Genomic DNA, 26,377 nt, shown 5'->3' on the forward strand with positions numbered 1-26,377 from the left:
GCGGTTAGCCTGAAAAAAGATGGTTTTAATGGCTTGTGTTTTCAATCGAACGTGTTAAGATTGCTAAATCGTTTAAATCAATCACATGAAGGATGGTGTTACACATGCTGTTACGACAAGCTACGATGGCGGATTTGCCACAAATTGAAGCAATTATTCGGGACGGCCGGCAACTCTTGGCGGCTCAGGAAATCGACCAATGGCAGGGAACTTATCCCAACACGGCGGTCTTAGTCGACGACATTCACCAGGGGTGGACGGTCGTGCTGGAGGAAGACCAGGAGATCTTAGGCACTGCCGCAATCATTCCTGGCGTCGATCCGACGTACCAACAGATTGAAGGTCAGTGGTTGACCAAACAGGCGCCGTACTTAGCGATTCATCGCGTAGCAGTATCGGCCCACCATCACGGTCGCGGGTTAGCTGGGGAATTATTCCAGCGGTTATTTGCGCAGATTGATCAGGCCGAAACTATCGAAAGTATTCGGATCGACACGCATCCACAAAATATGGCCATGCAACACATTATTAAGAAGAACGGCTTTACGCCGACGGGAAAGATTGACTTGTCTGGGATGGGCCCAGAGATGTCTGGGGTCAAAGACTTTGCCTATGAACGGGTAACGGCGCACGTGAAGCCAGAACATCTGGTCCAACCAACCTGGGCCTAGTTCAGGCGAAGCGCTTCCAATTGACCGGAATTATAATGAAGCAATTTAACGCCAAGGCAGCCTGCTAAACGGAATTTTCCGTGAGCAAGCTGCTTTTTGAGATTGTGCGAGCCGATTTGGAAAATTCACCGCTGGCAGACACATAGTGGTTGCGCCCCTAAACGTTAGGGGAAAAGTGGGGATGGTTTCACGCCTCCGCCGTTATTTTTTTATAATTTGCGGGAAACGGGTTCAGGGAACCCCAACACTGACTTTTCTTTCGCCCTAAACTCTGTCATAATAGAGGCAGGTTTGGTAACGGAGGCGAGACTAGTGGAGAATAAAAGTTTGGCAGGTGGCCGCTTCCTATTAGTGACGGTACTGAATGTCGTGATTACGGTATTTGAGTTGCTAGGTGGCTTACTATCGGGGAGCCTTTCCTTATTATCCGACGCTTTTCATAACTTGGGAGATGCCGTTTCGGTCGTCTTGAGTTACGTGGCCCACCGAATTGGTCGGCGGCGCCAGACGCGGCAGAATACGTTTGGGTATCGCCGGGTCGAGATTTTGACGGCGCTTTTGAATGCCGGCGTTTTGATTGTGATTTCGGTGATCTTGGCTGTCGAGGCGGTTCGCCGACTATTGGCGCCGGAACCGGTCAAGGGTGACGTGATGTTGCTGGTAGCAATCGTCAGTTTTGCGGCGAACTTGCTATCGACGATCCTCTTGAATCACGGGGCGAAGCATAACTTGAATATTCGGGCAACCTACTTGCACCTCTTAAGTGATGCATTGGCTTCCATCGGGGTCATCATTGGGGCGATTCTGATCACCGTTTGGCAGATTAGCTGGGTCGACCCAACGATTACGATTTTGGTAGCCGGCTACATCGTTTATGAATCGTGGCCTATCGTGAAGCAGACCTTTGCCATCTTGATGAAAGGGGCGCCCAAGCTGGATTATGACGCCATTGCCCACGATATTTGTGCGCTGCCGGAGATCAAGGGCGTTCACCATCTGCACGCTTGGCAGATTGATGAGAACAACTTGGTCTTTTCGGTCCACGTGAACATGCAAGATCTGCCGTTGAGTCAGATTGAACCGGTCTACCGGCAGATTGAAGCGTTGCTGTGTCATAAGTACAACGTAAATCACGTCACGATTCAGGCGGAGTGCTACCGGGGAAAGGACGAATCCCTCTTTTATAAGCAAAATGATTGGCGGCACGACTAGTCCTTGGTTACCAACACGTTGATGGTAAGAAACACGATTTAGATGAGGTGAACGACGAATGACTCCGATGAAGGAGGACTATTTAAAGATTATTTTCGAACTAGGCGGTCGGCAAAAGAAGGTTTCCAATAAGCAAATCGCTATTAGTTTGAATATTGCGGCGGGCTCCGTGACCGAAATGGTCAACAAGATGGCCGCCGAAGGACTCGCGGAACACACCCCGTACGCGGGTATCTCGTTAACTAGCAAGGGTATTCGACTAGCAGAAGATTTGGTGCGCAAACACCGGATCTGGGAAGACTTCTTGATCGAGAAGTTAGGCTACGCGTTGCCCGACGTTCACGATGAGGCTGAAGTGTTGGAACATGTGACTAGTCCCAAGTTGATTGATGCGCTGGACGACATGCTAGGTCATCCCACGCATTGCCCGCATGGTGGCGTCATCCCGGACCGTTCCGGGCACTACCACGAGGATAGTCATACGGTGTTGAACGATGCCAAGGATGGCGACGTGGTCACGGTCGACCGGTTTATTGATAACCACGACCTATTGACCTACTTAGGCGACTTGAAGCTCGACATTGGGGACCAATTAAAGGTTTTGAAGCACGACCCATTCGAGGGCCCCGTGACGGTGCAGAACCTCACGGACGATGCGCAGTTGATTGTGAGTTACAAGGCTGCCCACTATATTTTTGTGAAGTAAATAATCAGCTAACCCGCGTTCGAGAGGCTTTCTCGGACGCTTTTTTGGGCTCTATGGGGCAGATTTTAACGGATTCGTTATTTTCCCCGTAGCGGTCCCGGCGTATAATAAATTAAAAACTTTATGAAAACAGGAGGCGGTCGCATGCAGTCGTCGAAGGACCGCGATCAATTGATTTTACATACGGCATTGACAGCCGGACGCATCATGATCGAGAATGGCTCGGAGATTGAACGGGTGGAAGATACCATGGCACGGATTGCGAAGAACGCCGGAGCGCGGACCAGTCAGCTATTCGTGATGATTACCGGAATCCTGATGGCCATTAACGGGGAAGTGGGCGCGCAGATTGAACCCGTTAAGCGACGGACCTTTGATTTGGAAAAGATTTCGGTGGTCAACGACCTCTCGCGTAAGTTTGCGACGCACGACATCACGTTACAGGAATTCGCAGATCATTTGGACCATCTAGATGCCACCAGTAAGTACTTTCCGTTCTGGGTTCAGGTCATTGCAGCGGCTTTGGTCAGTGGCCCGTTGGAAGTGGTCTTTCGGCACAACCTGCCAGACTTTTGGATTACCTGCGTCGTGGGGACGTTGGGCTGGATCGTGTATTACCTGTTAAGCAAGTACGTTCGGATTCGCTTTCTGTCTGAATTTGCGGCGGCGGTGGTGATTGGCCTGCTAGCGGTCTTGGGGACCCAACTGGGACTGGGGAACAATGCCGACGACATCATTATCGGTAGTGTGATGCCACTGGTTCCGGGTGTACCCATTACTAACTCGGTCCGGGATATCTTGGCGGGAAACCTGGTGAGTGGTCCTGCGCGTGGCGTGGAGGCACTGGTCAGTGCCGCCGCCATCGGGTTCGGTATCGCCATGGTTCTACAATTCTGGTAAGGGGGTCTCAGCATGACCGTGATTGAATTTGTGATTGAAGTAATAGGAACCTACGTGGCCACAATTGCCTTCGGGGTCCTCCTGAACATCCCCCGCCGGGCCCTGAATATGGGCGGGCTGATCGGGGTTCTGGGATATCTGGTCTACCGGTTCATCGTTCTGTGGGGCGGCGGCTACGTGATCGGCAACCTGTTAGGGGCCGTGGTGATTGGCGTGGCGTCCTTGCAGGCGGCGCGCTGGAAGAAGATGCCGATGATTCTCTTTAACATTCCGGCGTTAGTCCCGTTAGTGCCCGGAGGCCAAGCCTACGAGATGATTAAGAACTTTGCACTGGGGCAGAATAATCAGGCCCTGGTCTTCTTGTTACAAGTGGTGATGATCTCCGGTGCGATTGCGTTTGGTTTCTTGTTATCTGAATTGGTTAATCGTCTGCGACAACGGGTTTGGCGGCAACATAAGCGGTTTTAAACAATTGTTAACCTGACTTCCGTTTAGAAAAATGGGGTTGGGTGGTATACTCAATTGCGAGGGATTTTAGACTTAGAGACGACGAAAGGAATCTATTATTATGATGCTTTTTAATCGGGATCGGGACCGGCCCTGGAAATTTGGTCTCACCACGATTCTTTTTTTGATTCTGGCCTTTTACGTGAAGGCGCAAAATGCTTACGTGGCTTTTTTGGACTCATCGGTGATCGATGTGGTGCAAAAGGACCAGTCTAACGGGAGAATGTTGTTCTGGCGTGGTGTGGCCACGTTGATGGAGCCCAAGATGATCATCGTGTGGACGGTGATTTTGGCGTTCCTGTTATGGGGATTCAAGTTCAAGATTCCGGCAGTCTGGTGTCTAGCGACTTTAGCCGGCGGTGACGTGGTGGCCTACGTGGTCAAGGACCTAGTGCAGCGGGCCCGGCCAGCTGGTCATTTGGCCATCGATAACGGGTACAGTTTCCCCAGCGGGCACGTTTTTGGGACCTTCCTGTTGATGGCGATGATTTGGCTGATCTTGATTCCCATGATTGCAACGCCATGGCGGGCCTGGTTGGTGCGCCTGATTGTGATCGTCTGGATCATTATGGTCATGATTTCACGGATCTACGTGGGTGCGCATTTCCCAACGGACACGATTGGCGCCTTATTATTGGCTTACCTGTGGTTGCAGATTGCCCAGGGGCTGTACATCCGACTCGCGCCGGTAATGAAGCGCTGGCCGTTATTGACCCATTCAGAAGTTTAGCTAAAAAAATCGCTCGTGGTTGTCGGTGGACAATCACGGGCGATTTTGCTTTAGTGAAGTCTTAGTTGAGGTCGGCCAGCCATTCGGTCGCGAGGTCGATCCAGTGAGCAACGTGAGGCAGATTACTCCCCGGCTTCCAAGCGGTTACTTGGTTGGCTAAGGCCAAACCGTGGGGACCGTTGTGGAAGATGTGCAGTTCGGTGTCCACGCCGTGAGCCAGTGAGGATTGCACGTAGGCTAGCGTGTTTTGCACGGGAACCAGTGGGTCGTTGGCGGTGACCCAGGCAAAGGTCGGCGCGTTTTGTGCGGTGACGCGTTGGTCCGCAGCGATTTGAGCGGGGTCATCCGTCCACTGGGCTAACGTGGCGGCGTCGTTGGGGAAGCCGGCTTGCGGGGTGATCACGGGGTAACCCAGGAGAATTGCGTGGGGATGAATCTGAGTGGGCGTGGTCCCGGCCAGCTGGTTGAGGTGGTCGGTTGCCCAGAGATCGTTGAAGAGGGCCACGATATGTCCCCCTACGGAGAAGCCAGCAACGTTGATATGGGCGGCATCGATCTGCCAATCCGCCGCGTGTTCACGCAGACTGGCCACGCTTCGAGCCAGTTCGACGACTGGTGCGGGAAGCAGTGGTTTTTTTTCGCCAGCAAAGCTGTACCGTAAGAAGAAGGCTTGGTAGCCCCGCGCAAACCAAGCCATGGCGAGATCTTCAGCTTGCTGTTCCGGAATGTGCGTGTAAGAACCGCCGGGAACGATGATCATCGCCGGATAGGTGGCTTGGGGTGCATCTTGACGCAGATAACCGCGTAAGTAGGCTTGCGTATCAGCACCTAATGATTGCGTAATGATTTGCATGGAAAAACCTCCTGATTTTGATTAAAGTTAACTAGTACTATGGTATCATTGTACCGCATCTAGAGCAGGACGAAAGGGACGGTGAGAGAATGCATCCAGAATTGACGACGCCGCGGTTGCGCCTGAGTCCGTTAACGGAAAGCCAGCTAACGGCTTACCAGGAGCTGCTGACGAATCCCACTGTGGCCGGTCCGGCCGGGCTGAGTCTGCCGGTCTCTGCGCAACGCGTGGCGGCAAGTTTAGCGGCTGATCGGCAACAACCCGTGCATTACGGCATCGTTTGGCCGGCGACAAATCGACTGATTGGGACCTTGATTGGTTATCCGCACGTGGAAGCAACGGGGGCTCCCAGCCCACGGGCCTTAGATGTCGGGTACCTGTTGGCTCCGGAGTTTTGGGGCCGGGGGTTGATGCCCGAGGCCTTGACCGCTTGGCTAGCGGCACTGCCCCGGCAATTCCCCCAGGTCACCACGGTCTGGGCGACGACCTTGGCCACCAATACGCGTTCACAGCGGGTTTTAATTAAGTCAGCGTTCGAATTGATTGACGACCAAATGATGGTGCCTAATGCCGCTACCTGGGGCTTAGTCCGGCATTGCTTATACCGCTGTCAGTTAACTGAATGAGAGAACCATGAGGAAATTTTAGATTTAAGCTTGCAATGCGATTAGGGGATGGGTATACTACAAGTATCGAATAGAAGAGGCGCGGTCAACAAGAGTCGCATTTTGGAGGTGGATACCACCGATGAAAGAATGTTAAAGGGGCGATCGCCGAAACTCACAGTGAGCTATCTAAGCTGTGGGTTGGGGCCTGATTCAACAAATCAGGGACTGTCGTAGCCGATAGGGTTACGGGGCGCTTTCAACGATATTGACTTGGATCTGTGACTTCCAAATCTCTTTCGCAAAGCAATTTGTGGAAGAGATTTTTTAGTACCCCTGGTCGTTTCGAGAAGGTCCTTCTATACACAGAAGGAGGAAGTTTTTATGGAACAAAGCATGGTGAATGCAACAACGAGCAAGGCGTCGGATTCGGTTAAGCGGGGTCTCAAGACGCGACACGTCTCGATGATTGCGTTAGGTGGTTGTATCGGTACTGGGTTATTCGTTGCCAGTGGGTCGGCGATTTCGACGGCCGGACCTGGTGGGGCGTTAGTCGCCTATACGGCGATGGGCCTGATGGTCTACTTCCTGATGACCAGTTTAGGAGAAATGGCGACCAACATGCCAATCTCTGGATCATTCGCCGCTTATTCAGCCAAGTACGTTGATCCAGCGTTAGGGTTTGCGATGGGCTGGAACTACTGGTTCAACTGGGCGATTACGGTCGCCGTGGATATTTCGACGGCGGCGTTGGTCATGAAGTTTTGGCTTCCCGGGGTCCCAGGGTGGATTTGGAGCTTACTAGCGTTAGTGATTATTGTGACCATTAACGCGTTATCCGTTCAGGCGTTCGGGGAAACCGAATTCTGGATGTCACTGATTAAGGTGGTCACGATTTTCGTCTTCTTAGCCGTTGGGTTAATGACCATCGTGGGTATCATGGGCGGCAAGGGTCCTGGCCTGAGCAACTTCACTTACAAGCAAGCGCCATTCGTGGGTGGCTTCCCAGCCATCTTGAGTGTCTTCGTGGTCGCTGGATTCTCGTTCCAAGGAACGGAACTGGTCGGAATCACTGCGGGAGAATCCAAGGATCCCCAACACAGTGTGCCTAAGGCCATCAACCAAGTCTTCTGGCGGATTATTTTATTCTACATTTTAGCTATCTTTGTAATCGCCGCTGTCTTACCTTACACCAGTCATGATTTGTTAGGGTCTTCTGCTAGTGACGTGGCCATCAGTCCCTTTACGTTGGTCTTCCGGCGTGCCGGGTTGGCTGCTGCGGCTAGTGTGATGAACGCCGTTATCTTGACGTCCGTCATCTCCGCGGCCAACTCTGGGATGTACGCCTCAACGCGGATGCTGTACTCCCTGTCTAAGGAAGGGTACGCACCACACTTCTTGGAACGCACGGGTAAGAACGGGATTCCTTACTTTGCTTTGATTGCAACGACAATCGTGGCTGCCTTGACGTTCATTAGTAGTATTGCGGGCCCGCAGATTTACCTGTGGTTAGTGGCTGCTAGTGGGCTGACTGGATTCATTGCTTGGTTCGGGATTGCGTTGTCTCACTTCCGGTTCCGTCGGGCATTCATCAAGCAAGGTCACCAATTGTCTGAATTGAAGTACCATGCAAAGTGGTTCCCATTCGGACCAATCCTGGCATTGGTTCTGTGTGTGGCTGTGATCGTGGGTCAAGATCCACAATCCTTCTTCACTGGGAACTGGGAACAAGTTCTGGTCACTTACATCAGTGTACCGTTAGTCTTAATCCTGTTTATTGGGTACAAGCTGAAGAAGCACACTAAGCTGATTCCGTTGGACAAGGTCGACGTTTACCCCGTACACAAGGACGGGACGTTGAAGGACGACGCTGCGGCTGAGCAAGACCAAGGCTAGATAAAACAAAATGAAGCATGAGCGGTTGCCCGGGAAGCCGGTGCGACCGCTTTTTAGTCTGCTGGTTAGCCAATGCTTGTGATGTGACGGCCGGAAAATTTCTACGATATATTGTCTTTTAGGCGTCCGGTTGGTACAATATGTGGTGTTGCTTTTTGGCAGTGCACAAAGGCACTGTATCGGGATAGAATTAAAGGAGAGATCGCATGCTTGTATTATCGGGAACTATCGGGGCTGGAAAGACGAGTCTAACCAGTTTATTGGCAGAACACTTACACAAACCAGCATTTTATGAATCGGTGGATGACAACAAAATTTTGCCACTATTCTACAAGGATTCCCAGAAGTATGCTTTCTTACTGCAGATCTACTTTTTAAACAAACGACTGGACAGCATCAAGGCGGCGAATGCCGACCGGGAAAGCGTGATGGATCGCTCAATCTTTGAAGATTCCTTACTCTTCCACTTGAACGCTGATCTGGGACGGGCCACCAACACGGAAGTGGACATTTACGATTCACTGCTGCGGAACATGATGCAGGAATTGCCAGAAGCCACTTACCGGAAGAACCCGGACCTATTGATCCACATCAACATCTCGTTTGAGACCATGTTGGAACGGATCAAGAAGCGGGGTCGTTCTTACGAGCAGATTGCCAATGATCCGAGCCTCTACGATTACTACAAGGAGTTGGATCAACGGTATACGGATTGGTACGCCAACTACGATAAGTCGCCGAAGATGCAGATCAATGGGGATGCGCTCGACTTCGTTGAGGATTCCGCTGCCCGGCAACAAGTTTTACAACTAATTGATGAAAAGATTGCAACGCTCTAGTGTTGTCACGCCGGAGAAAATGCGGTATGATGGGCGTAACTTATTAAACACGGGTGCCTATTAAGTAGACGGTCAGAGAAGTGGGGGAGCTGTGAACCACAACGTCGAAGATTCCAGCACTAAAATAGTGGGCAGGTAATGCTGCACGGTGCAAACCGTTATCATGTTCAAGGGTATCACTGGGCGACCAGTGGTGAACTTGGGTGGTACCGCGAAGGTCTTCGTCCCATGTGACGAGGGCCTTTTTTGGTCTCACCGACTACCAGAAGGGAGTAACACACATGCTAGATTTAAAGTTGATTCGCCAAGAACCGGATTTTATTAAGGAAAAGTTGGCTACCCGGGGCGTTGACCCAGCCGATATTGATGATTTGTTAGCCATGGACGCTCAGCGGCGGGAATTGATCGTGAAGAGTGAAACCATGAAGGCCCAACGGAACAAGGTTTCCGACGAAATCTCCCAATTAAAGCGCAACAAGCAGGATGCTGACGACAAGATTACGGAAATGCGGCAGGTCAGTGGGGACATCAAGAAGATCGATGCCCAATTGGATGACCTGAAGGCCCAAGTCCACGATGCTGCGGCGCACTTGCCTAACATCCCTAACGACAACGTTCCAGTTGGTCTGACGGAAGACGGTAGTGTTGAGATCCGCAAGTGGGGAGAGAAGCCTAACCTGGACTTCACGCCCAAGCCTCACTGGGAAATTGGGGAAAAACTGGGTATCTTGGACTTCGAACGGGGCGCAAAGGTCTCTGGGAGTCGTTACCTGTACTACATGGGCTTAGGGGCTCGGCTAGAGCGAGCAGTCTACAACTTCTTCTTGGACCAAAACACGGCAGCTGGTTTCAAGGAAGTTCTGCCACCTTACATTGTGAATGACGATTCGATGTACGGAACGGGCCAATTCCCGAAGTTTAAGCAAGACGTTTACCAATTAAAGAACGAAGAAATGACGCTGATTCCTACGGCCGAAGTGCCATTGGTCAACTACTACCGGGATGAAGTGATTCCTGAAGAGGACTTGCCAGTCTGGTTTACGGCGTTGACGCCCGCTTTCCGTTCTGAAGCCGGGAGTGCCGGCCGGGATACCCGGGGGTTGATCCGATTACACCAGTTTAACAAGGTCGAAATGGTGAAGTTCTGTAAGCCAGAAGATTCCTGGAATGAATTGGAGTCTTTGACTAAGCACGCTGAGGACCTCTTACAGAAGTTAGGGTTGGCCTACCATGTGATTACCCTGACGACTAGTGACATGAGCTTTACGGCGGCGATGACCCATGATTTGGAAGTCTGGTTCCCAGAACAAGACACGTACCGGGAAATCTCAAGTTGCTCGAATACGACGGACTTCCAAGCACGTCGGGCACATATCCAGTACCGGGACGATAAGGGCAAGTTGCAGTACGTTCACGCGTTGAACGGATCAGGACTGGCTGTGGGCCGGACGGTCGCAGCGATTTTGGAGAACTACCAAAACGCCGATGGTTCCGTCACGATTCCAGAAGTTCTGGTTCCTTACATGGGTGGCGTCACCAAGATTACCAAGTAAAAATGCGTTATGCACGGTCGGGAATTCGTTTCCGGCCGTTTTTTTGGCCTTTTTTGCAAAAAAATGCAAAAAAGGGGTAGCTTTTTATGCAGGGTTACGCTAGAATAATAAATGTTGTTGAGGGAGTAGTTATTCAACTAACGGATATTTATTCAAAAAAGATATTCAAAAAGTTGTTGACAGCTGCTAGATGGCATGGTAAATTAGAATAGTTGTTGTGAGCGAGTTCCGTTACAATAGATTGTTTGAAAGTTTTCCGAATATTTATTCAAAAAGATTTCAAAAAAGTTGTTGACAAGCTTCACGCGACATGGTAAATTATAATAGTTGTTTCAAACGAGTTATTGATTAATTCGATTGAACGTTATGGAGGATTAGCTCAGTTGGGAGAGCGTCTGCCTTACAAGCAGAGGGTCACAGGTTCGAGCCCTGTATCCTCCATCGGGACTCCGGTTCCTGTGGAACCATCGTCACTACGCAGGTGTGGCGGAACTGGCAGACGCGCTAGATTTAGGTTCTAGTGTCTTATGACGTGGGGGTTCGAGTCCCTTCACCTGCATTAGGATTACAGCAAAATATGTTCCTTAATATTTTGCCGACTTAGCTCAGTTGGCAGAGCATCTCACTAGTAATGAGGAGGTCGGAGGTTCGAATCCTCTAGTCGGCATGGCACCATTAATTTAATAGCCAATGCGGAAGTAGTTCAGTGGTAGAACATCACCTTGCCATGGTGGGGGTCGCGGGTTCGAATCCCGTCTTCCGCTTTAACACCCTTTGCCGGGGTGGCGGAATTGGCAGACGCACAGGACTTAAAATCCTGCGGTCAGTGATGACCGTACCGGTTCGATCCCGGTCCTCGGCATTTAACTGAATAGTTATTATTTGCACCCATAGCGCAATTGGATAGAGTGTCTGACTACGAATCAGAAGGTTGTAGGTTCGACTCCTACTGGGTGCATTTTTGTTGCTTAGGTTTACCTAAGGACTTATCGGGAAGTAGCTCAGCTTGGTAGAGCACCTGGTTTGGGACCAGGGGGTCGCAGGTTCGAATCCTGTCTTCCCGATTGACTCGTGTGAGTCGTTGCATTATGATAAATACAGGTTTTGTTATCGGGAAGTAGCTCAGCTTGGTAGAGCACCACGTTCGGGACGTGGGGGTCGCAAGTTCAAATCTTGTCTTCCCGATTTTTTAGACCTTAAACCAATATAAACTTAAGTGGGTCCTGGCTTTCCATCGAATCGTTTGGAAGCCGGGACCTTTTTTGGTATCATGGATTACCAGAGCTTTCAGTTGCTGCTTTGAAGTCGTCCCCACTGATCGTTAGGCTGATAGGCGAGACTAGCCCCTGCAAATTAGGCGCTTTCCTATCATCTTGGCCCAAAAGAAGCTACTATATAAGTAGGGCTTTAGAAGCAAGGAGCTCGACGAACGACTGCCGGAAAGACGAATCAATTGCTTTTCTACTGGAAGTTCGTATAATATTAGTCAATATTAGTCAAGAAAACTGCGCAAAGGGGTGACGATAATGGAGAATCAAAATATTTCGGATATTATTGAAGCTTACCTCAAGCAGATCCTGGCTGATTCCCAGGAGGTTGAGATTCGGCGCTCAGAAATTGCGAACCAATTTAACGTTGTTCCCTCCCAGATCAACTACGTGATTAAGACGCGTTTTACGATCCAGGACGGGTACGTGGTACGTAGTAAACGGGGCGGCGGTGGCTACATTCGAATCGAGAAGGTTAAATTACTGGATAATCTAGACTTCATTGATTCACTAGTGACGGCCGTGGGTGATCAGATTACGCGCCATGACGGGTTAGCAATTGTCCGGAGCTTGTTTGAAGCGGGCTCAATCAATCGGCGAGAGGCCAACATTATGTTGGCGGCGATTGATAAAAGTGCTATTAATACCGGGAGCCGCGAGGTGGATGAACGCATCCGTGCGCGGGTATTAATCTCAATCCTCGACCACCTACGTTACGAGAGTTAAGAAAGTGAGGAGTTGCAATGGATAACCTATTTACACCCAGTGCTAAGAGCGTACTCGTTCTCGCACAGGAACAGGCCAAGTATTTTAAGCATCAGGCGGTGGGTACTGAACACCTGCTGCTAGCCCTCACCATTGAAAAGAACGGGATCGCCAACAAGGTCTTACAGCAGTTTTCAGTGACGGACGACGATGTTCGTGAAGAAATTGAACGCTTTACGGGGTATGGCACCTTAGCCAGCACGGACCAAGACAGTTACTTACCTTATTCGCCCAAGGCCAAGGCCATGCTAGCGATGGCTGGAGACGAAGCCAAGCGCTTGGGTGCTACTAAGATTGGGACGGAACACTTGTTGTTAGCCCTGTTGAGTGACGAGACGATTCTGTCATCCCGGATTTTAAAGAACTTAAACGTTGATTTGACCAGTGCCCGCAAAGTCGTTTTGCGGAAGCTAGGGATTGCCGATACGCCTAAGCGGCGGAATGATAGCCGTTCTCGGCGGGCGGCCGCTCAAGGCGGAACGCCGACCTTGGATTCCTTAGCCCGGGACTTGACCCAGGCTGCTAAGGAAGGCCGGATGGATCCCACAGTCGGACGCGATAAGGAAGTTAAGCGGGTCATCCAGATCCTGAGTCGCCGGACCAAGAACAACCCCGTTTTGATTGGGGAACCTGGTGTCGGGAAAACGGCGATCGCCGAGGGCTTGGCCCAACGGATCGTTGCGGGAGACGTGCCGGAAGATATGCAGCAGAAGCGGCTGATGATGCTCGATATGGGGTCATTAGTTGCCGGGACCAAGTACCGTGGTGAATTCGAAGATCGCCTGAAAAAGGTGATTGAAGAAATCTATAACGATGGTCACGTCATCCTCTTCATCGATGAATTGCACACCTTGATTGGGGCTGGTGGTGCCGAAGGGGCCATTGATGCCTCGAACATCCTGAAACCAGCTTTGGCTCGGGGTGAGCTGCAAACAATCGGGGCGACGACGTTAGACGAATATCAGAAGTATATTGAATCTGACGCAGCGTTGGAACGGCGGTTTGCAACGGTCCAAGTTAACGAACCAACGTCAGCTGAAGCCTTACAGATCTTGAAGGGCTTACGACCACGGTATCAGGACCACCATCACGTGAACATCACGGATGAGGCCTTGGACCAAGCCGTGAAGTTGTCCGTACGTTACATTAGCGACCGATTCCTGCCTGATAAGGCCATCGACTTGATGGACGAAGCGGCGGCTAAGGTCCGCATTGACCAGATGGATAAGCCAACGACGGCGTCGAAACAAGCGGCGGAGTTGACCCAACTGGCGAGTGATAAAGACACGGCAATCGAACAACAAGACTTTGAGAAGGCCGCCCAGTTGCGGACGCAAGAGATCGCATTACGTGAGAAAATTGCGGCTAGAGAAGCCAAGGCGGCGACGCAACCAGATGAGCCTAAGCATTATACCCTGAATGTAACGGGGGAAGATGTGGCGCAGGTCGTCGCTGAATGGACCGGTGTGCCGTTGACGCAACTCAAGCAGACCGATGCTGACCGGTTGGTCAACTTGGAAAAGATTTTACACCAGCGGGTCATTGGTCAGGATGAAGCCGTTTCGGCGGTGGCACGAGCAATTCGGCGTGCCCGTTCCGGTTTGAAGGATCCGAACCGGCCGATTGGGTCGTTTATGTTCTTAGGTCCGACCGGGGTCGGGAAGACGGAACTGGCCAAGGCGTTAGCCGCAGCGATGTTTGGTTCCGAAGACAACATGATCCGGGTCGACATGAGTGAGTACATGGAAAAGTATTCAACCAGTCGTTTGATCGGATCGGCGCCAGGCTACGTGGGCTACGACGAAGGCGGACAGTTAACGGAAAAGGTACGGCAGAAGCCATACTCCGTGGTCCTGTTCGATGAAGTCGAAAAGGCCCACCCAGATGTCTTCAACCTCCTGTTGCAGGTCTTAGACGACGGGTACCTGACCGACTCCAAGGGGCGGCGGATTGATTTCCGGAACACGATTTTGATTATGACGTCGAACTTGGGGGCTACCAAGCTACGGGATGAGAAGACCGTTGGGTTCGGGGCTACCGACATGGCCGATAATTACCACGCGATGGCGGATACCATTCGGCAGACGTTAAAGCAATCCTTCCGACCAGAATTCTTGAACCGGATCGACGAAACGGTGATCTTCCACGCCTTGAAGAAGCCGGAACTGCATCAAATCGTCAAGTTGATGGCTCAGAAGATCGTGCAGCGGGTCGCGGAACAAGACATCAAGTTGAAGTTCACACCGGCGGCTATCGATGCCATCGCTAAGGATGGGTATGACCCAGAGTATGGAGCCCGGCCATTGCGGCGTGCGCTCCAGACCCAGGTCGAAGATCAATTGAGTGAGTCGCTCCTATCGGGGGACATTAAGACCAATGATCAAGTGACCATTGGGGCCACCCGGGGAAAGATCACGGTCAACGTAAAGCCGACCGCGACTCCTAAACCAGTGACGAACCACTAAACGGTTAATAGCGGTATAGAGAACACCACGCGTCAATCTCGAGTTAGCGGGATTGGCGCGTGGTTTTGCGTTGAGAGGGGTCCTAAACTGTGGTACACTAGCAACAGTTTTCATAGGAAAGGACTCAAACAGGATGAAGAGAAAAGAGCAGCTGACCCAGACCCATACGGCGATTCTTGCGGCAGCCCGGCAACAGTTCTTGACGTTGGGGTATCAAGCGACCTCAACGCGTGAGATCGCACGTCAGGTGGGCATCACGCAACCCGCTTTGTACCATCATTTTAGTGATAAGGAAGCCATTTTCTTGGCCGTAGTAGCGGAAGTTGGTGCCGAAGCCCAGCAGGGAATCGATCAGGTGACTGCTCAGGTCAAGGCCGGTGAACAGACTGATCCGGTCGAAGCACTGGCGGCTGTAACGGAAGTCCTGCTGACGGTGCATCCACGAGACGTCTTCACGGTCCTCCACGGGAGCTTCCGGTTCTTGCAACCGGATAACCGGCACCAACTTGGTGGCCTGTTTATGACCGATTATATGCGGCCCTTAGCAGCGTTCTTTGACCAGGGATTGGTGACCCTGCGACCAGAACTGGATGCTCAAGAGGCAGCGTCGTTTTATTTGACCAGTTTGAGTCCGTTGTTTAACAACTTTCACCACGTTGGCCCGGCAGAAGCTTCGCAACATCAACAAGTCGTGACGCTCTTGCAGTTAATTTTGTACGGAATTGCGGTTAAAAAGTAAGCGTTAGTCATTGACAAGTCGAGTCATTTTTAGTACTATATCATTTGTATGCAACTGTGAACTGAAATTGGTTGAGCCAATCTATTGTCCGGCATCATCCATTATAAGAAGCCAAAAGCAAATAATGATTTGTTTTTGGATTTTTTTTGCCAAAAAACCAAGTAAAAAATCATTTGTAATCAAAATGTAATATTTGGTTAGGCCAGTCACAGAATAAATAGGAGAGGTGAACAACTTGGCAGGACACTTAGTGAAATACGGGAAACACCGTACACGTCGTAGCTATTCACGGATCAAGGAAGTTCTAGACTTACCGAACTTGATCGAGATTCAAACCAATTCCTATAATTGGTTCCTCGATGAAGGGTTACGTGATATGTTCGATGACATCATGCCAATCGAGGATTTTCAAGGAAACCTTTCGTTAGAGTTTGTTGATTATCAATTATTAGAACCTAAATATACGGTGGATGAAGCGCGGGAACATGACGCCAACTATTCAGCACCGCTACACGTCACATTACGTCTAACGAACCACGAAACAGGCGAAATCAAGTCACAAGATGTCTTCTTCGGCGACTTCCCATTAATGACGCACCAAGGTACGTTCATTATTAATGGGGCGGAACGGGTAATTGTTTCCCAATTAGTTCGTTCGCCAGGGGTTTACTTCAATGAAGATACCGATAAGAATGGCCGGACCATTTTTGGTGCAACGGTCATTCCTAACCGGGGTGCTTGGTTGGAATTTGAAACCGACGCGAAGAACATTTCCTACGTGCGGATTGACCGGACGCGGAAGATTCCAATGACCGAATTGGTTCGGGCCTTAGGGTTCGGTTCTGATGATGAGATCTTGGACATCTTAGGAGACAACGAAAGCCTGATGGCGACGTTGGAAAAGGATATCCACAAGAATACTGACGACTCACGGGTCGAAGAATCCTTGAAGGACATCTACGAACGGTTGCGTCCAGGTGAACCTAAGACGGCAGACTCTTCACGGAGCTTACTGACGGCACGGTTCTTTGACCCTAAGCGTTACGACATGGCTCCGGTTGGTCGTTATAAGACCAACAAGAAGCTGAGCTTAAAGACGCGTTTATTAGGTCTGACCTTAGCGGAAACGTTAGCTGACCCTGACACGGGTGAAGTGATCGTTCAAAAGGGGACCACGGTCGACAAGGATGTCATGAAGAACTTGGCACCTTACCTGGACCGCGACGACTTTAAGATGGTAACTTTCCAACCATCTGATGAAGCGGTCGTTACGGAACCACTGAAATTACAAATCATTAAGGTTCAATCACCAGATGATCCTGAACAAGAAGTTCCGGTTATCGGGAACGGCAATATCGATTTGAAGTTGAAGCACATTCGTCCAGCAGATATCATTGCTTCGATGAACTACTTCTTCGACCTACAGATTGGCATTGGGACCACGGATGACATTGACCACTTGGGTAACCGGCGGATTCGTTCCGTGGGTGAACTCCTGCAAAACCAATTCCGAATCGGGTTATCCCGGATGGAACGGGTCGTTCGGGAACGGATGTCGATTCAAGATGCTGCGACGGTAACGCCACAACAATTGATCAACATTCGGCCAGTGGTCGCTTCAATCAAGGAATTCTTTGGGTCCTCACAACTGTCTCAATTCATGGACCAAACCAACCCATTGGGTGAATTGACGCATAAGCGTCGTTTGTCCGCCTTGGGACCTGGTGGGTTGACGCGTGACCGGGCCGGTTATGAAGTCCGGGACGTGCACTACACCCACTACGGTCGGATGTGCCCAATTGAAACGCCTGAAGGTCCTAACATCGGGCTGATCAACAGTCTGTCCAGTTATGCGCGGGTCAACAAGTACGGGTTCATCGAAACGCCATACCGGCGGGTCTCATGGGACACGCACAAGGTTACCGACAAGATCGATTACCTGACGGCTGACGAAGAAGATAACTACGTGGTGGCTCAAGCCAACACGCCGCTGAACGACGATGGCTCCTTCGCAACGGACACGATTATGGCCCGTGCGAAGTCTGAAAACATCGAAACGTCAGCGGAACGCATCGACTACATGGACGTTTCGCCTAAGCAAGTTGTTGCGGTGGCGACGGCATGTATTCCTTTCTTGGAAAACGATGACTCCAACCGGGCGCTGATGGGGGCCAACATGCAACGGCAAGCTGTGCCATTGCTGAACCCACACGCACCATTGATTGGGACTGGGATTGAATACAAGGCTGCCCATGACTCTGGGGTCGCTTTGATCAGTCAACATGACGGGACTGTCGAATACGTCGATGCGCGTGAGATTCGCGTTCGGCGGGACGACGGTGCCCTGGACACTTACAAGTTAATGAAGTTCCGCCGGTCTAACGGTGGGAAGAACTACAACCAACGGCCAATCGTTAAAGTCGGCGACAAAGTTGACAACGATGAGGTCTTAGCTGATGGTCCTTCCATGGAAAATGGGGAATTAGCCTTAGGGCAAAACCCATTAGTCGCCTTCATGACTTGGCAAGGGTACAACTTCGAAGATGCCATCGCCATCAACGAACGGTTGGTTCGCGATGATGTCTACACGTCAATTCATATTGAAGAATACGAATCCGAAGCCCGAGACACTAAGCTTGGACCGGAAGAAATGACGCGTGAAATTCCTAACGTTGGTGAAGACGCCTTGAAGAACTTGGACGAAGACGGGATTATCCGGGTCGGTGCCGAAGTTCAAGACGGCGACATCTTAGTTGGAAAGGTAACGCCTAAGGGTGTTACGGAACTTTCAGCCGAAGAACGGCTGTTACACGCCATCTTTGGTGAAAAAGCGCGTGAAGTTCGGGATACGTCCTTAAAGGTTCCCCACGGTGGTGGCGGGATCATCCAAGACGTTAAGATCTTCACCCGTGAAAACGGTGATGAATTATCACCAGGTGTCAACATGATGGTTCGGGTCTACATCGCGCAAAAGCGGAAGATCCAAGTTGGGGACAAGATGTCCGGTCGTCATGGGAACAAAGGGACGGTTTCCGTCGTGATTCCTGAAGAAGACATGCCGTACATGCCAGATGGCACCCCAATTGATATCATGTTGAGTCCAATGGGTGTGCCATCCCGGATGAACATCGGGCAAGTGCTCGAACTCCACTTGGGGATGGCCGCACGGAAGTTAGGCATTCACATGGCAACGCCAGTCTTCGATGGGGCCCAAGATTCTGATATCTGGGACGCCGTTAAGGAAGCTGGGATGGCCTCTGATGCCAAGACGGTCTTATACGATGGCCGGACCGGTGAACCGTTTGATAAGCGGGTCGCTGTGGGTGTCATGAACTACTTGAAGTTGGCCCACATGGTCGACGACAAGATGCACGCCCGTTCCATTGGACCTTACTCCTTAGTTACGCAACAACCACTTGGTGGGAAAGCGCAATTTGGGGGCCAACGGTTTGGTGAAATGGAAGTTTGGGCCTTGGAAGCTTATGGGGCTGCTTACACGTTGCAAGAAATCTTAACGTACAAGTCCGATGATGTTGTTGGACGGGTTAAGACGTACGAAGCTATCGTGAAGGGCGATCCAATTCCAAAGCCTGGTGTTCCTGAATCCTTCCGTGTGTTGGTCAAGGAATTACAATCCTTAGGACTGGACATGAAGGTCTTGAACGGTAATAACGAAGAAATCGAATTACGTGACATGGATGATGACGACGATGACGTGGTCAACGTTGATGCGTTGAGCAAGTATGCGCAACAGCAAGAAGAACAACGGAAGGCCCAAGCACAGGCAACTGATGCGAAGGATTCTAAGACTGCGCCGACTGCCAGTCACAATGAAAGTCAACCGAATACGCAAGATTAATTCATAAGGGAGGTCGCTTCTTTGGTCGATGTCAATAAGTTCGAAAGTATGCAAATCGGACTCGCCTCACCAGACAAGATCCGCAGCTGGTCTTACGGTGAAGTTAAAAAGCCAGAAACCATCAACTACCGGACGTTGAAGCCGGAAAAAGACGGTTTATTCGACGAACGCATCTTCGGTCCTACCAAGGACTGGGAATGTGCTTGTGGGAAGTACAAACGGATCCGTTACAAGGGTGTCGTTTGTGACCGTTGTGGGGTTGAAGTTACCCGTTCGAAGGTCCGCCGTGAGCGGATGGGCCACATCGAACTGGCTGCCCCAGTTACCCACATCTGGTACTTCAAGGGGATTCCAAGTCGGATGGGCTTGGTCCTCGACATGAGTCCACGGGCGTTGGAAGAAATCATTTACTTTGCTTCCTACGTTGTCTTGGACCCAGGTGATACCGCGCTGGAACGTAAGCAATTACTGTCCGAACGGGATTACCGGGACAAGGTTGCCGAATACGGCTCCAAGGCCTTCAAGGCTGAAATGGGTGCCGAAGCTATCAAGAAATTGTTGATGGCGGTTGATTTGGATAAGGAAGTTAAGGAATTAAAGGAAGAGCTGAAGGAAGCCACTGGTCAAAAGCGGACGCGTGCCGTTCGGCGTTTGGACATCTTGGAAGCCTTCGTCACATCGGGTAACCGTCCGGAATGGATGGTCATGGATGCGATTCCGGTTATTCCACCTGACTTGCGGCCGATGGTCCAGTTGGAAGGGGGACGTTTTGCAACGTCCGACTTAAACGACCTGTATCGGCGGGTCATCAACCGGAACAGCCGGCTCAAGCGATTGCTTGATTTAAATGCACCTGGTATCATCGTGCAAAACGAAAAGCGGATGCTCCAAGAAGCCGTTGATGCGTTGATCGATAATGGGCGGCGGGGTCGTCCAGTGGCTGGTCCTGGTAACCGGCCACTGAAGTCCCTGTCACACATGCTGAAAGGTAAGCAAGGACGGTTCCGTCAAAACTTACTGGGTAAGCGGGTTGACTACTCTGGACGTTCCGTTATCGATGTTGGTCCATCGTTGAAGTTCAACCAGATGGGTCTGCCAGTTCCAATGGCACTGGAATTATTCCGGCCATTCATTATGAAGGAATTGGTTGCTCGAGGATTGGCTTCTAACATCAAGAACGCTAAGCGCCAAATCGACCGTGAGGAAGATGACGTGTTTAACGTCTTGGAAGATGTGATCAAGGAACACCCTGTTCTGTTGAACCGGGCACCTACGCTGCACCGTTTAGGGATTCAAGCATTTGAACCCGTATTGGTTAGTGGGAAAGCCATGCGGCTGCACCCACTGGCATGTGAAGCGTACAACGCCGATTTCGATGGGGACCAAATGGCCATCCACGTGCCGTTATCCGATGAAGCCCAAGCTGAAGCACGGTTGCTGATGCTGGCGGCTCACCATATCTTGGCACCTGCTTCTGGGAAACCAGTTGTTGCGCCTTCTCAAGATATGGTTATCGGGAACTACTACCTGACGATGGAAGAAGCCGGTCGTGAAGGTGAAGGCATGATCTTCACTGATTTGAACGAAGCGACGCTGGCTTACCGGAATGGGTTAGTTCACTGGCACACGCGGGTTGGGGTCCAAGTAGCCTCAATGCCGGACAAGCCATTTACCGACGAACAACGGCACAAGATCATGGTGACCACGGTCGGGAAGTTGATCTTTAACAACATCCTGCCGAAGTCGTTCCCATACTTGAACGAACCAACGAACACGAACTTGAACGGCTACGTGCCGGACAAGTACTTCCTGGAACCAGGGGAAGACATTCATGACTACCTACAAAATGCTGACTTGATTGGGCCGTTCAAGAAGGGCTTCTTGAGTGACATTATTGCGGCAGTCTACCAACAATACAAAGTGACGGCAACGTCTAAGTTGTTGGACCGGATCAAGGACTTAGGGTATGACGAATCCACCAAGTCTGGGTTAACGGTCGGAATTTCCGACGTGACCGACTTGAAGGAAAAGCCAGTGATCATCGACGAGGCCCACAAGAAGGTCAAGACGGTTACTAAGCAATTCCGGCGTGGGTTGATTACCGACCATGAACGTTACGAACGGGTCATCGGGATTTGGAACGATGCCAAGGACGACATTCAAAACGCCTTGATTCACAGTTTCGAGCAACAGAACCCTATCTTTATGATGAGTGATTCTGGTGCCCGGGGGAACATTTCTAACTTTACGCAATTAGCCGGGATGCGTGGTTTGATGGCTGCTCCTAACGGGGAAATCATGGAACTGCCAATCACGTCGAACTTCCGTGAAGGCCTGACGGTTATGGAAATGTTCATTTCGACCCACGGTGCTCGTAAAGGGATGACCGATACGGCCCTGAAGACCGCCAACTCAGGTTACCTGACTCGGCGGCTGGTCGATGTTGCGCAAGATGTGATTATTCGTGAAAAGGACTGTGGTACTGACCGTGGTTTGAAGATTCGGGCCATCACTGATGGTAACGAAATGATCGAACCACTGTACGACCGGATTTTGGGTCGTTACACGCAAAAGTCCGTTTACGATCCTAAGACTGGCGAAGTCATTGTGCCGAAGAACCAAATGATCGTTGAAGATACCGCCCAAAAGATCGTCGATGCCGGCGTTCAAGAAGTGACGATTCGTTCAGCCTTCACTTGCAACACGGAACATGGGGTTTGTGAACATTGTTACGGCCGGAACATGGCTACTGGTGACGAAGTTGAAGTTGGGGAAGCTGTCGGAACGGTTGCCGCGCAATCTATCGGTGAACCTGGGACGCAACTGACCATGCGGAACTTCCATACCGGTGGTGTTGCCGGGAACGAAGATATCACCCAAGGGCTTCCCCGGGTTCAAGAATTATTTGAATCTCGGAACCCTAAAGGTAAAGCTGAGATTACCGAAGTTACGGGTACGGTTGAATCCATTGAGGAAAACCCTGCTGAACGGACTAAGGAAATCACCATCAAGGGTGAAGCAGATACGCGGAGTTACACGTTGCCAATCACGGCACGGATGCGGGTCACTGAAGGTGACTTCATTCACCGTGGGGCTGCGTTGAACTACGGGTCTGTTGATCCTAAGGAATTGCTCCGGGTTCGTGACGTGTTGTCGACGGAAACCTATATCTTAGGTGAAGTGCAACGGGTCTACCGGATGCAAGGTGTGGCCATCAGTGATAAGCACGTGGAAATCATGGTTCGGCAGATGCTTCGTAAGGTCCGGATCATGGATCCAGGTGACACCGATGTCTTACCAGGTACCCTGATGGATATCCAAGACTTCCGGCGCGCTAACTACCAGACGTTGATTTCTGGTGGAATTGCTGCGACCGCTCGTCCGGTAATCTTAGGGATTACCAAGGCGGCTTTGGAAACCAACAGTTTCTTATCCGCCGCTTCCTTCCAAGAAACGACTCGGGTTCTGACCGACGCGGCTATCCGCGGCAAGAACGACCCATTAGTTGGTCTGAAGGAAAATGTTATCATTGGGAAGATTATTCCTGCCGGAACTGGGATGCCAGATTACCGACAGATCAAACCCAAGGAAGTCGGCAGTGCTTCTACCGAGGGCGTTTACTCAATCAGCGATCTCGAAAAGCAAATGCAAGAAGACTCCCAAGCTTAGTCAGGTAATACTGATGATGGCCAAAAAGCAGGTCCATCCTTAACGGGATGGACCTGCTTTTTTAGTAGTCAGAGACTCGTGATGTGACCGAACGGGCAAGTGACTTAAGTTTGGTGGTGACGCCAACGGTGTAGTAGAGCTCTTAGCAAGTAGCCGGTGGCCCCAATGGCCATGACGACTAACAAAATGGTGTGCCAGGGACTGGGGATGAGGAAGGTCCAGCCAACGGTAACCCACGAATTCAAGATGACGATTAGGCTGATGGTAATCGTGACAATGAGACCGGTTAGCAGGTAGGGCCACCATTGATGATGGTTATTGGGATAGATACTGGTGTGAAGGATACAGATAATCAGGATAATTGCACCAATCTCGAGGAGGGGGACCAGGATAAAAGCCACTAGGTTCAGTGACAAACCATCAGCTGTTTGGGGACTAGATAAGATCTGAAATAGCCAGGAGATGCCCACCAATAGGCTGAATAGCCCCAGTTGATCCCGAAGCTTAGGTTGCGGGAACTGTTGAATGAGATGATTGCCCATGGTTTGCGGGTCGTTGCCAAAAAAGGCTTGGGCACTTTGACCATGCTGGTTAGCTTCCCGTAAGTCTAAGAGCATGCTAAGCAACTGATCGTTGAGTTGGGCTTCGTCGTAAAATAATCCCGCAGTCGACAGGTAAAGTTGCAAGTCAGTGAAGTAGGCTTGGTCGGCAGGGGCCAATTGTTCAGTTAAACGGTTAATTTCATCCAGGGTGGCCTGGGGTTTCGTCATGGGAATGCACCTCGTCTATGAGTTGATTAACGTGACCGCTGAGTTGCGACCACTGATGTTGAAAAGTCTGGAACGTCTCTTTGCCTTGCGGCGTTAACGTGTAGTATTTACGGGCCGGACCGTCTGGTGATGGTTTCTTGACACTTACGATGTCGCCGCCTTTTTCGAGCTTGGCGAGTAACGGGTAAAGGGTCCCGCCAACTAGGGAGGGGAACCCATGATGGTGCAAGGCTTGCATCAATTGGTACCCATAGGTTTCGCCTTGAGAAATGATGGCTAAGACGCAGCCCTCAAGAACGCCTTTGATGAGTTGACTCTGTTTCACGCGTCGGACCTCCTTTGCACAGCTAATTAGGGCTTATCTCGAGTGTATCAAAAATTAACTATGTTGTAAAACTACCTAGTGTGCGGTAGGTCCCCAAGCGGGGTCAAGGAGCGGCTATCAGGGTGGACCATAGCCACCAAAAGAGGGCACTGCCCGTTAAGTAGGGAACGAACGCGATGGGCTGGTGCGGTGTCCGCGAGGCTGTGACGAGGGCCGCTGTACAGGCAGTCAGTAACCAGGCGGCGCTGGCGTTAAGTGAGTGACTGAGGCTGTAACACCAGAGGAGTTCCGCGTCGCCGTTTCCTAGGGGAAGGGACGGCCAGTGATGATAGAGCTGCTGAATTAACCAAAATCCAAGGAGTCCCAGTAGTTGTAAGGGGATGGTTAAGTGCCAGCCACTTAAGAGCAAACTGCCCCAACCGATCCAGCCAGGGAACGTCAGGGTCGCTAGGTCACACCCAGCGGCGGCGAGCCACAGGGTGACTAAGAGGTAGGCGCTGACTTGGGAACTGTCGGTAACGGTCATTGCCAGTAGTCCACAGCCGATTTCCATCAAGAAGGTTTCGGGGGGAATCGTCGTGGTACACTGGGTACAGCGACCGTGAACCAACAGGTAGCTTAGGATGGGGATGAGTTGCCAGTAGCGGAGCGGGGTGTGGCAGGTGTCACAATGGGAAGCCGGCCACAGGATAGATTCGGCGTGACGGTGACGACTGGTCACCACTGCCAGGAAAGACCCCCAGCAACTTCCGTAGAGAAAGAGTAAGACTTGCAATTTGATCACCTCAAGGGTTAATTCCGGAAATGGCGGGGGAAATATTGTGGAAAAGACCCGGGCCGTGAGTTGACACGTTGCGGGGACCATGGTATTCTATTCAAGGTGCTTTTCGCAGACAGGTCTCGGGTATTCTTACCAGACATGCTGACTGGACGGCGGGGAGGACACTTCAATTGACACCCATCTCGGTGGCTTTTTTCTTTAAGAAAAAATGAACCACCTGGATGTGTGGACTTAAATTCTAGAAAGTAAAAGGAAGGAGGACTAGTTAGATGCCTACTATCAACCAATTGGTGCGTAAAGGTCGTAAATCTAATAGTTCAAAATCAGATGCCCCAGCTTTAAACTACGGGTATAACAGTTTCAAGAAGGTCCAAGTTAAGAATCCAGCTCCTCAAAAGCGGGGCGTGGCTACTCGTGTTGGTACGATGACGCCAAAGAAGCCTAACTCAGCCTTACGGAAATACGCGCGTGTACGTTTGTCCAACTTAATTGAAGTGACTGCTTACATCCCAGGGATTGGCCACAACTTGCAAGAGCATAGTGTTGTCTTAATCCGTGGGGGCCGGGTAAAGGATTTACCTGGGGTTCGTTACCACATCATCCGTGGTGCGCTTGATACTGCCGGTGTGACCGACCGTCGTCAAGGCCGTTCCAAGTACGGTACTAAGAAGCCTAAGGACTAAAAAAGAAACGAACGAATAGCCGCACGGTTTCCGTCAGCTATTCAGCATAAGTAACTTCAAGGAGGATATTTGAACTATGCCTAGAAAAGGAAACGTACAAAAGCGTGAAGTCCTTCCTGATCCAATCTACAACTCAAAGTTGGTTACTCGTTTGATTAACCACACGATGATGGATGGGAAACGTGGAACTTCTACGAAGATCATTTATGGTGCATTTGACATCATTAAGAACGAAACTGGTAACGATCCAGTTGAAACGTTTGAAGAAGCAATGAAGAACGTTATGCCAGTCTTGGAAGTTAAGGCACGCCGTGTTGGTGGGTCTAACTACCAAGTTCCTATCGAAGTTCGGCCAGACCGTCGGACCACGTTAGGTTTACGTTGGATCGTGCAATACTCACGTTTACGTGGGGAACACACTATGGTTGAACGGCTTGCTCGTGAAATCATGGATGCTGCTAACAACACTGGTGCGGCAGTTAAGAAGCGTGAAGATACGCACCGGATGGCAGATGCCAACCGTGCCTTCGCACACTACCGCTGGTAATCAGGCAGTTTTTAAGCTGCTGGTTGCCCAGTGT

21 protein-coding genes, 8 tRNA genes and 1 riboswitch are annotated in these 26,377 nt (G+C 50.8%); of the genes, 25 read left to right on the plus strand and 4 right to left on the minus strand.

What is annotated here, in order from left to right; all coding sequences use genetic code 11:
* Positions 1 to 104: 104 nt before the first annotated feature.
* From RIN67_RS04275 to RIN67_RS04300, 6 genes are all read left to right on the plus strand, one after another.
* On the plus strand, positions 105 to 671 hold the full coding sequence (locus RIN67_RS04275) for a GNAT family N-acetyltransferase (RefSeq protein ID WP_264999131.1): 567 nt from the start codon (positions 105 to 107) through the stop codon (positions 669 to 671).
* 312 nt (positions 672 to 983) lie between these two features.
* Positions 984 to 1,883 (plus strand): cation diffusion facilitator family transporter, encoded by a 900-nt coding sequence (locus RIN67_RS04280; protein ID WP_313826004.1) that lies wholly within the window; start codon positions 984 to 986, stop codon positions 1,881 to 1,883.
* Positions 1,884 to 1,941: 58 nt separating this feature from the next.
* A complete protein-coding gene (locus RIN67_RS04285; RefSeq protein WP_024746847.1) occupies positions 1,942 to 2,589 on the plus strand; it encodes a metal-dependent transcriptional regulator in 648 nt (215 codons plus the stop codon).
* Between the two features lie 144 nt (positions 2,590 to 2,733).
* On the plus strand, positions 2,734 to 3,489 hold the full coding sequence (locus RIN67_RS04290; RefSeq protein ID WP_024746848.1) for a threonine/serine exporter family protein: 756 nt from the start codon (positions 2,734 to 2,736) through the stop codon (positions 3,487 to 3,489).
* Positions 3,490 to 3,501: 12 nt separating this feature from the next.
* Positions 3,502 to 3,957, plus strand: a complete 456-nt coding sequence (locus RIN67_RS04295; protein ID WP_034545019.1) for a threonine/serine exporter family protein — start codon at positions 3,502 to 3,504, stop codon at positions 3,955 to 3,957.
* A 100-nt stretch (positions 3,958 to 4,057) separates the two neighbouring features.
* On the plus strand, positions 4,058 to 4,726 hold the full coding sequence (locus RIN67_RS04300) for a phosphatase PAP2 family protein (protein WP_264999132.1): 669 nt from the start codon (positions 4,058 to 4,060) through the stop codon (positions 4,724 to 4,726).
* A gap of 61 nt (positions 4,727 to 4,787) precedes the next feature.
* On the opposite strand, the gene RIN67_RS04305 is transcribed toward RIN67_RS04300, so the two are convergent.
* Complete coding sequence (locus RIN67_RS04305) at positions 4,788 to 5,579, minus strand: lp_1002 family arylesterase (protein ID WP_313826003.1); 792 nt, start codon at positions 5,577 to 5,579, stop codon at positions 4,788 to 4,790.
* Positions 5,580 to 5,668: 89 nt separating this feature from the next.
* Between RIN67_RS04305 and RIN67_RS04310 the strand changes: the two genes are divergently transcribed.
* The 17 genes from RIN67_RS04310 (at position 5,669) to rpoC (ending at position 23,237) form a co-directional block, all read left to right on the plus strand.
* A complete protein-coding gene (locus tag RIN67_RS04310; RefSeq protein WP_264999134.1) occupies positions 5,669 to 6,205 on the plus strand; it encodes a GNAT family N-acetyltransferase in 537 nt (178 codons plus the stop codon).
* Positions 6,206 to 6,271: 66 nt separating this feature from the next.
* Positions 6,272 to 6,451: riboswitch (Lysine riboswitch) on the plus strand.
* Positions 6,452 to 6,568: 117 nt separating this feature from the next.
* Positions 6,569 to 8,080 (plus strand): amino acid permease, encoded by a 1,512-nt coding sequence (locus tag RIN67_RS04315; protein ID WP_390894355.1) that lies wholly within the window; start codon positions 6,569 to 6,571, stop codon positions 8,078 to 8,080.
* Between the two features lie 206 nt (positions 8,081 to 8,286).
* Complete coding sequence (locus tag RIN67_RS04320) at positions 8,287 to 8,919, plus strand: deoxynucleoside kinase (protein ID WP_313826002.1); 633 nt, start codon at positions 8,287 to 8,289, stop codon at positions 8,917 to 8,919.
* A 281-nt stretch (positions 8,920 to 9,200) separates the two neighbouring features.
* The gene (gene serS, locus RIN67_RS04325) at positions 9,201 to 10,472 is read left to right on the plus strand and encodes a serine--tRNA ligase (RefSeq protein ID WP_264999135.1); all 1,272 of its coding nucleotides are present in this window, start codon (positions 9,201 to 9,203) and stop codon (positions 10,470 to 10,472) included.
* Positions 10,473 to 10,840: 368 nt separating this feature from the next.
* A tRNA-Val gene (locus tag RIN67_RS04330) sits at positions 10,841 to 10,913 on the plus strand.
* Positions 10,914 to 10,949: 36 nt separating this feature from the next.
* Positions 10,950 to 11,031, plus strand: a tRNA-Leu gene (locus RIN67_RS04335).
* 35 nt (positions 11,032 to 11,066) lie between these two features.
* A tRNA-Thr gene (locus tag RIN67_RS04340) sits at positions 11,067 to 11,139 on the plus strand.
* A gap of 25 nt (positions 11,140 to 11,164) precedes the next feature.
* A tRNA-Gly gene (locus tag RIN67_RS04345) sits at positions 11,165 to 11,236 on the plus strand.
* A gap of 12 nt (positions 11,237 to 11,248) precedes the next feature.
* Positions 11,249 to 11,334 (plus strand) — tRNA-Leu (locus RIN67_RS04350).
* A 22-nt stretch (positions 11,335 to 11,356) separates the two neighbouring features.
* Positions 11,357 to 11,430: transfer RNA gene (locus RIN67_RS04355), tRNA-Arg, on the plus strand.
* Between the two features lie 32 nt (positions 11,431 to 11,462).
* Positions 11,463 to 11,536: transfer RNA gene (locus RIN67_RS04360), tRNA-Pro, on the plus strand.
* Between the two features lie 47 nt (positions 11,537 to 11,583).
* Positions 11,584 to 11,657: transfer RNA gene (locus tag RIN67_RS04365), tRNA-Pro, on the plus strand.
* Between the two features lie 341 nt (positions 11,658 to 11,998).
* The gene (locus RIN67_RS04370; protein WP_024746856.1) at positions 11,999 to 12,466 is read left to right on the plus strand and encodes a CtsR family transcriptional regulator; all 468 of its coding nucleotides are present in this window, start codon (positions 11,999 to 12,001) and stop codon (positions 12,464 to 12,466) included.
* Between the two features lie 17 nt (positions 12,467 to 12,483).
* Positions 12,484 to 14,970 (plus strand): ATP-dependent Clp protease ATP-binding subunit, encoded by a 2,487-nt coding sequence (locus RIN67_RS04375; protein WP_264999136.1) that lies wholly within the window; start codon positions 12,484 to 12,486, stop codon positions 14,968 to 14,970.
* A 133-nt stretch (positions 14,971 to 15,103) separates the two neighbouring features.
* On the plus strand, positions 15,104 to 15,709 hold the full coding sequence (locus tag RIN67_RS04380; protein ID WP_264999137.1) for a TetR/AcrR family transcriptional regulator: 606 nt from the start codon (positions 15,104 to 15,106) through the stop codon (positions 15,707 to 15,709).
* Between the two features lie 235 nt (positions 15,710 to 15,944).
* Positions 15,945 to 19,568 carry a DNA-directed RNA polymerase subunit beta gene (gene rpoB, locus RIN67_RS04385; protein WP_264999138.1) on the plus strand — a complete coding sequence of 1,208 codons (3,624 nt, stop codon included), beginning with the start codon at positions 15,945 to 15,947 and terminating at the stop codon, positions 19,566 to 19,568.
* A 21-nt stretch (positions 19,569 to 19,589) separates the two neighbouring features.
* Entirely contained in the window at positions 19,590 to 23,237 is a 3,648-nt protein-coding gene (rpoC, locus tag RIN67_RS04390) for a DNA-directed RNA polymerase subunit beta' (RefSeq protein ID WP_264999139.1), read from the plus strand.
* A 104-nt stretch (positions 23,238 to 23,341) separates the two neighbouring features.
* Here the strand turns inward: rpoC and RIN67_RS04395 are convergent, their stop codons facing one another.
* The 3 genes from RIN67_RS04395 to RIN67_RS04405 all read right to left on the minus strand — a co-directional run bounded on the left by RIN67_RS04395 (position 23,342) and on the right by RIN67_RS04405 (position 25,107).
* Complete coding sequence (locus tag RIN67_RS04395; protein ID WP_264999140.1) at positions 23,342 to 24,007, minus strand: DUF1129 domain-containing protein; 666 nt, start codon at positions 24,005 to 24,007, stop codon at positions 23,342 to 23,344.
* Positions 23,979 to 24,332, minus strand: a complete 354-nt coding sequence (locus RIN67_RS04400; protein ID WP_264999141.1) for a PadR family transcriptional regulator — start codon at positions 24,330 to 24,332, stop codon at positions 23,979 to 23,981. Before RIN67_RS04400 ends, RIN67_RS04395 begins: the two co-directional genes overlap by 29 nt.
* A gap of 103 nt (positions 24,333 to 24,435) precedes the next feature.
* On the minus strand, positions 24,436 to 25,107 hold the full coding sequence (locus RIN67_RS04405; protein ID WP_264999142.1) for a prepilin peptidase: 672 nt from the start codon (positions 25,105 to 25,107) through the stop codon (positions 24,436 to 24,438).
* Positions 25,108 to 25,382: 275 nt separating this feature from the next.
* Between RIN67_RS04405 and rpsL the strand changes: the two genes are divergently transcribed.
* Together rpsL and rpsG are read left to right on the plus strand one after the other, a co-directional pair.
* The gene (rpsL, locus tag RIN67_RS04410) at positions 25,383 to 25,796 is read left to right on the plus strand and encodes a 30S ribosomal protein S12 (RefSeq protein WP_024746864.1); all 414 of its coding nucleotides are present in this window, start codon (positions 25,383 to 25,385) and stop codon (positions 25,794 to 25,796) included.
* A gap of 76 nt (positions 25,797 to 25,872) precedes the next feature.
* On the plus strand, positions 25,873 to 26,343 hold the full coding sequence (rpsG, locus tag RIN67_RS04415; RefSeq protein WP_024746865.1) for a 30S ribosomal protein S7: 471 nt from the start codon (positions 25,873 to 25,875) through the stop codon (positions 26,341 to 26,343).
* The last annotated feature ends 34 nt before the right edge of the window (positions 26,344 to 26,377 follow it).

Origin of the sequence: Levilactobacillus namurensis (assembly GCF_032197885.1) — a bacterium.
Lineage (GTDB): Bacteria > Bacillota > Bacilli > Lactobacillales > Lactobacillaceae > Levilactobacillus > Levilactobacillus namurensis_A.

Bases quoted from the DNA above. Each gene is read 5' to 3' on its own strand.
- rpsG (WP_024746865.1), top strand. From the start codon at position 25,873: ATGCCTAGAAAAGGAAACGTACAAAAGCGTGAAGTCCTTCCTGATCCA.
- RIN67_RS04300 (WP_264999132.1), top strand. From the start codon at position 4,058: ATGATGCTTTTTAATCGGGATCGGGACCGGCCCTGGAAATTTGGTCTC.
- RIN67_RS04370 (WP_024746856.1), top strand. From the start codon at position 11,999: ATGGAGAATCAAAATATTTCGGATATTATTGAAGCTTACCTCAAGCAG.
- RIN67_RS04375 (WP_264999136.1), top strand. From the start codon at position 12,484: ATGGATAACCTATTTACACCCAGTGCTAAGAGCGTACTCGTTCTCGCA.
- RIN67_RS04290 (WP_024746848.1), top strand. From the start codon at position 2,734: ATGCAGTCGTCGAAGGACCGCGATCAATTGATTTTACATACGGCATTG.
- RIN67_RS04315 (WP_390894355.1), top strand. From the start codon at position 6,569: ATGGAACAAAGCATGGTGAATGCAACAACGAGCAAGGCGTCGGATTCG.
- RIN67_RS04320 (WP_313826002.1), top strand. From the start codon at position 8,287: ATGCTTGTATTATCGGGAACTATCGGGGCTGGAAAGACGAGTCTAACC.
- RIN67_RS04285 (WP_024746847.1), top strand. From the start codon at position 1,942: ATGACTCCGATGAAGGAGGACTATTTAAAGATTATTTTCGAACTAGGC.
- rpsL (WP_024746864.1), top strand. From the start codon at position 25,383: ATGCCTACTATCAACCAATTGGTGCGTAAAGGTCGTAAATCTAATAGT.
- RIN67_RS04310 (WP_264999134.1), top strand. From the start codon at position 5,669: ATGCATCCAGAATTGACGACGCCGCGGTTGCGCCTGAGTCCGTTAACG.
- serS (WP_264999135.1), top strand. From the start codon at position 9,201: ATGCTAGATTTAAAGTTGATTCGCCAAGAACCGGATTTTATTAAGGAA.
- RIN67_RS04275 (WP_264999131.1), top strand. From the start codon at position 105: ATGCTGTTACGACAAGCTACGATGGCGGATTTGCCACAAATTGAAGCA.
- RIN67_RS04395 (WP_264999140.1), bottom strand. From the start codon at position 24,007: ATGACGAAACCCCAGGCCACCCTGGATGAAATTAACCGTTTAACTGAA.
- RIN67_RS04295 (WP_034545019.1), top strand. From the start codon at position 3,502: ATGACCGTGATTGAATTTGTGATTGAAGTAATAGGAACCTACGTGGCC.
- RIN67_RS04305 (WP_313826003.1), bottom strand. From the start codon at position 5,579: ATGCAAATCATTACGCAATCATTAGGTGCTGATACGCAAGCCTACTTA.
- RIN67_RS04380 (WP_264999137.1), top strand. From the start codon at position 15,104: ATGAAGAGAAAAGAGCAGCTGACCCAGACCCATACGGCGATTCTTGCG.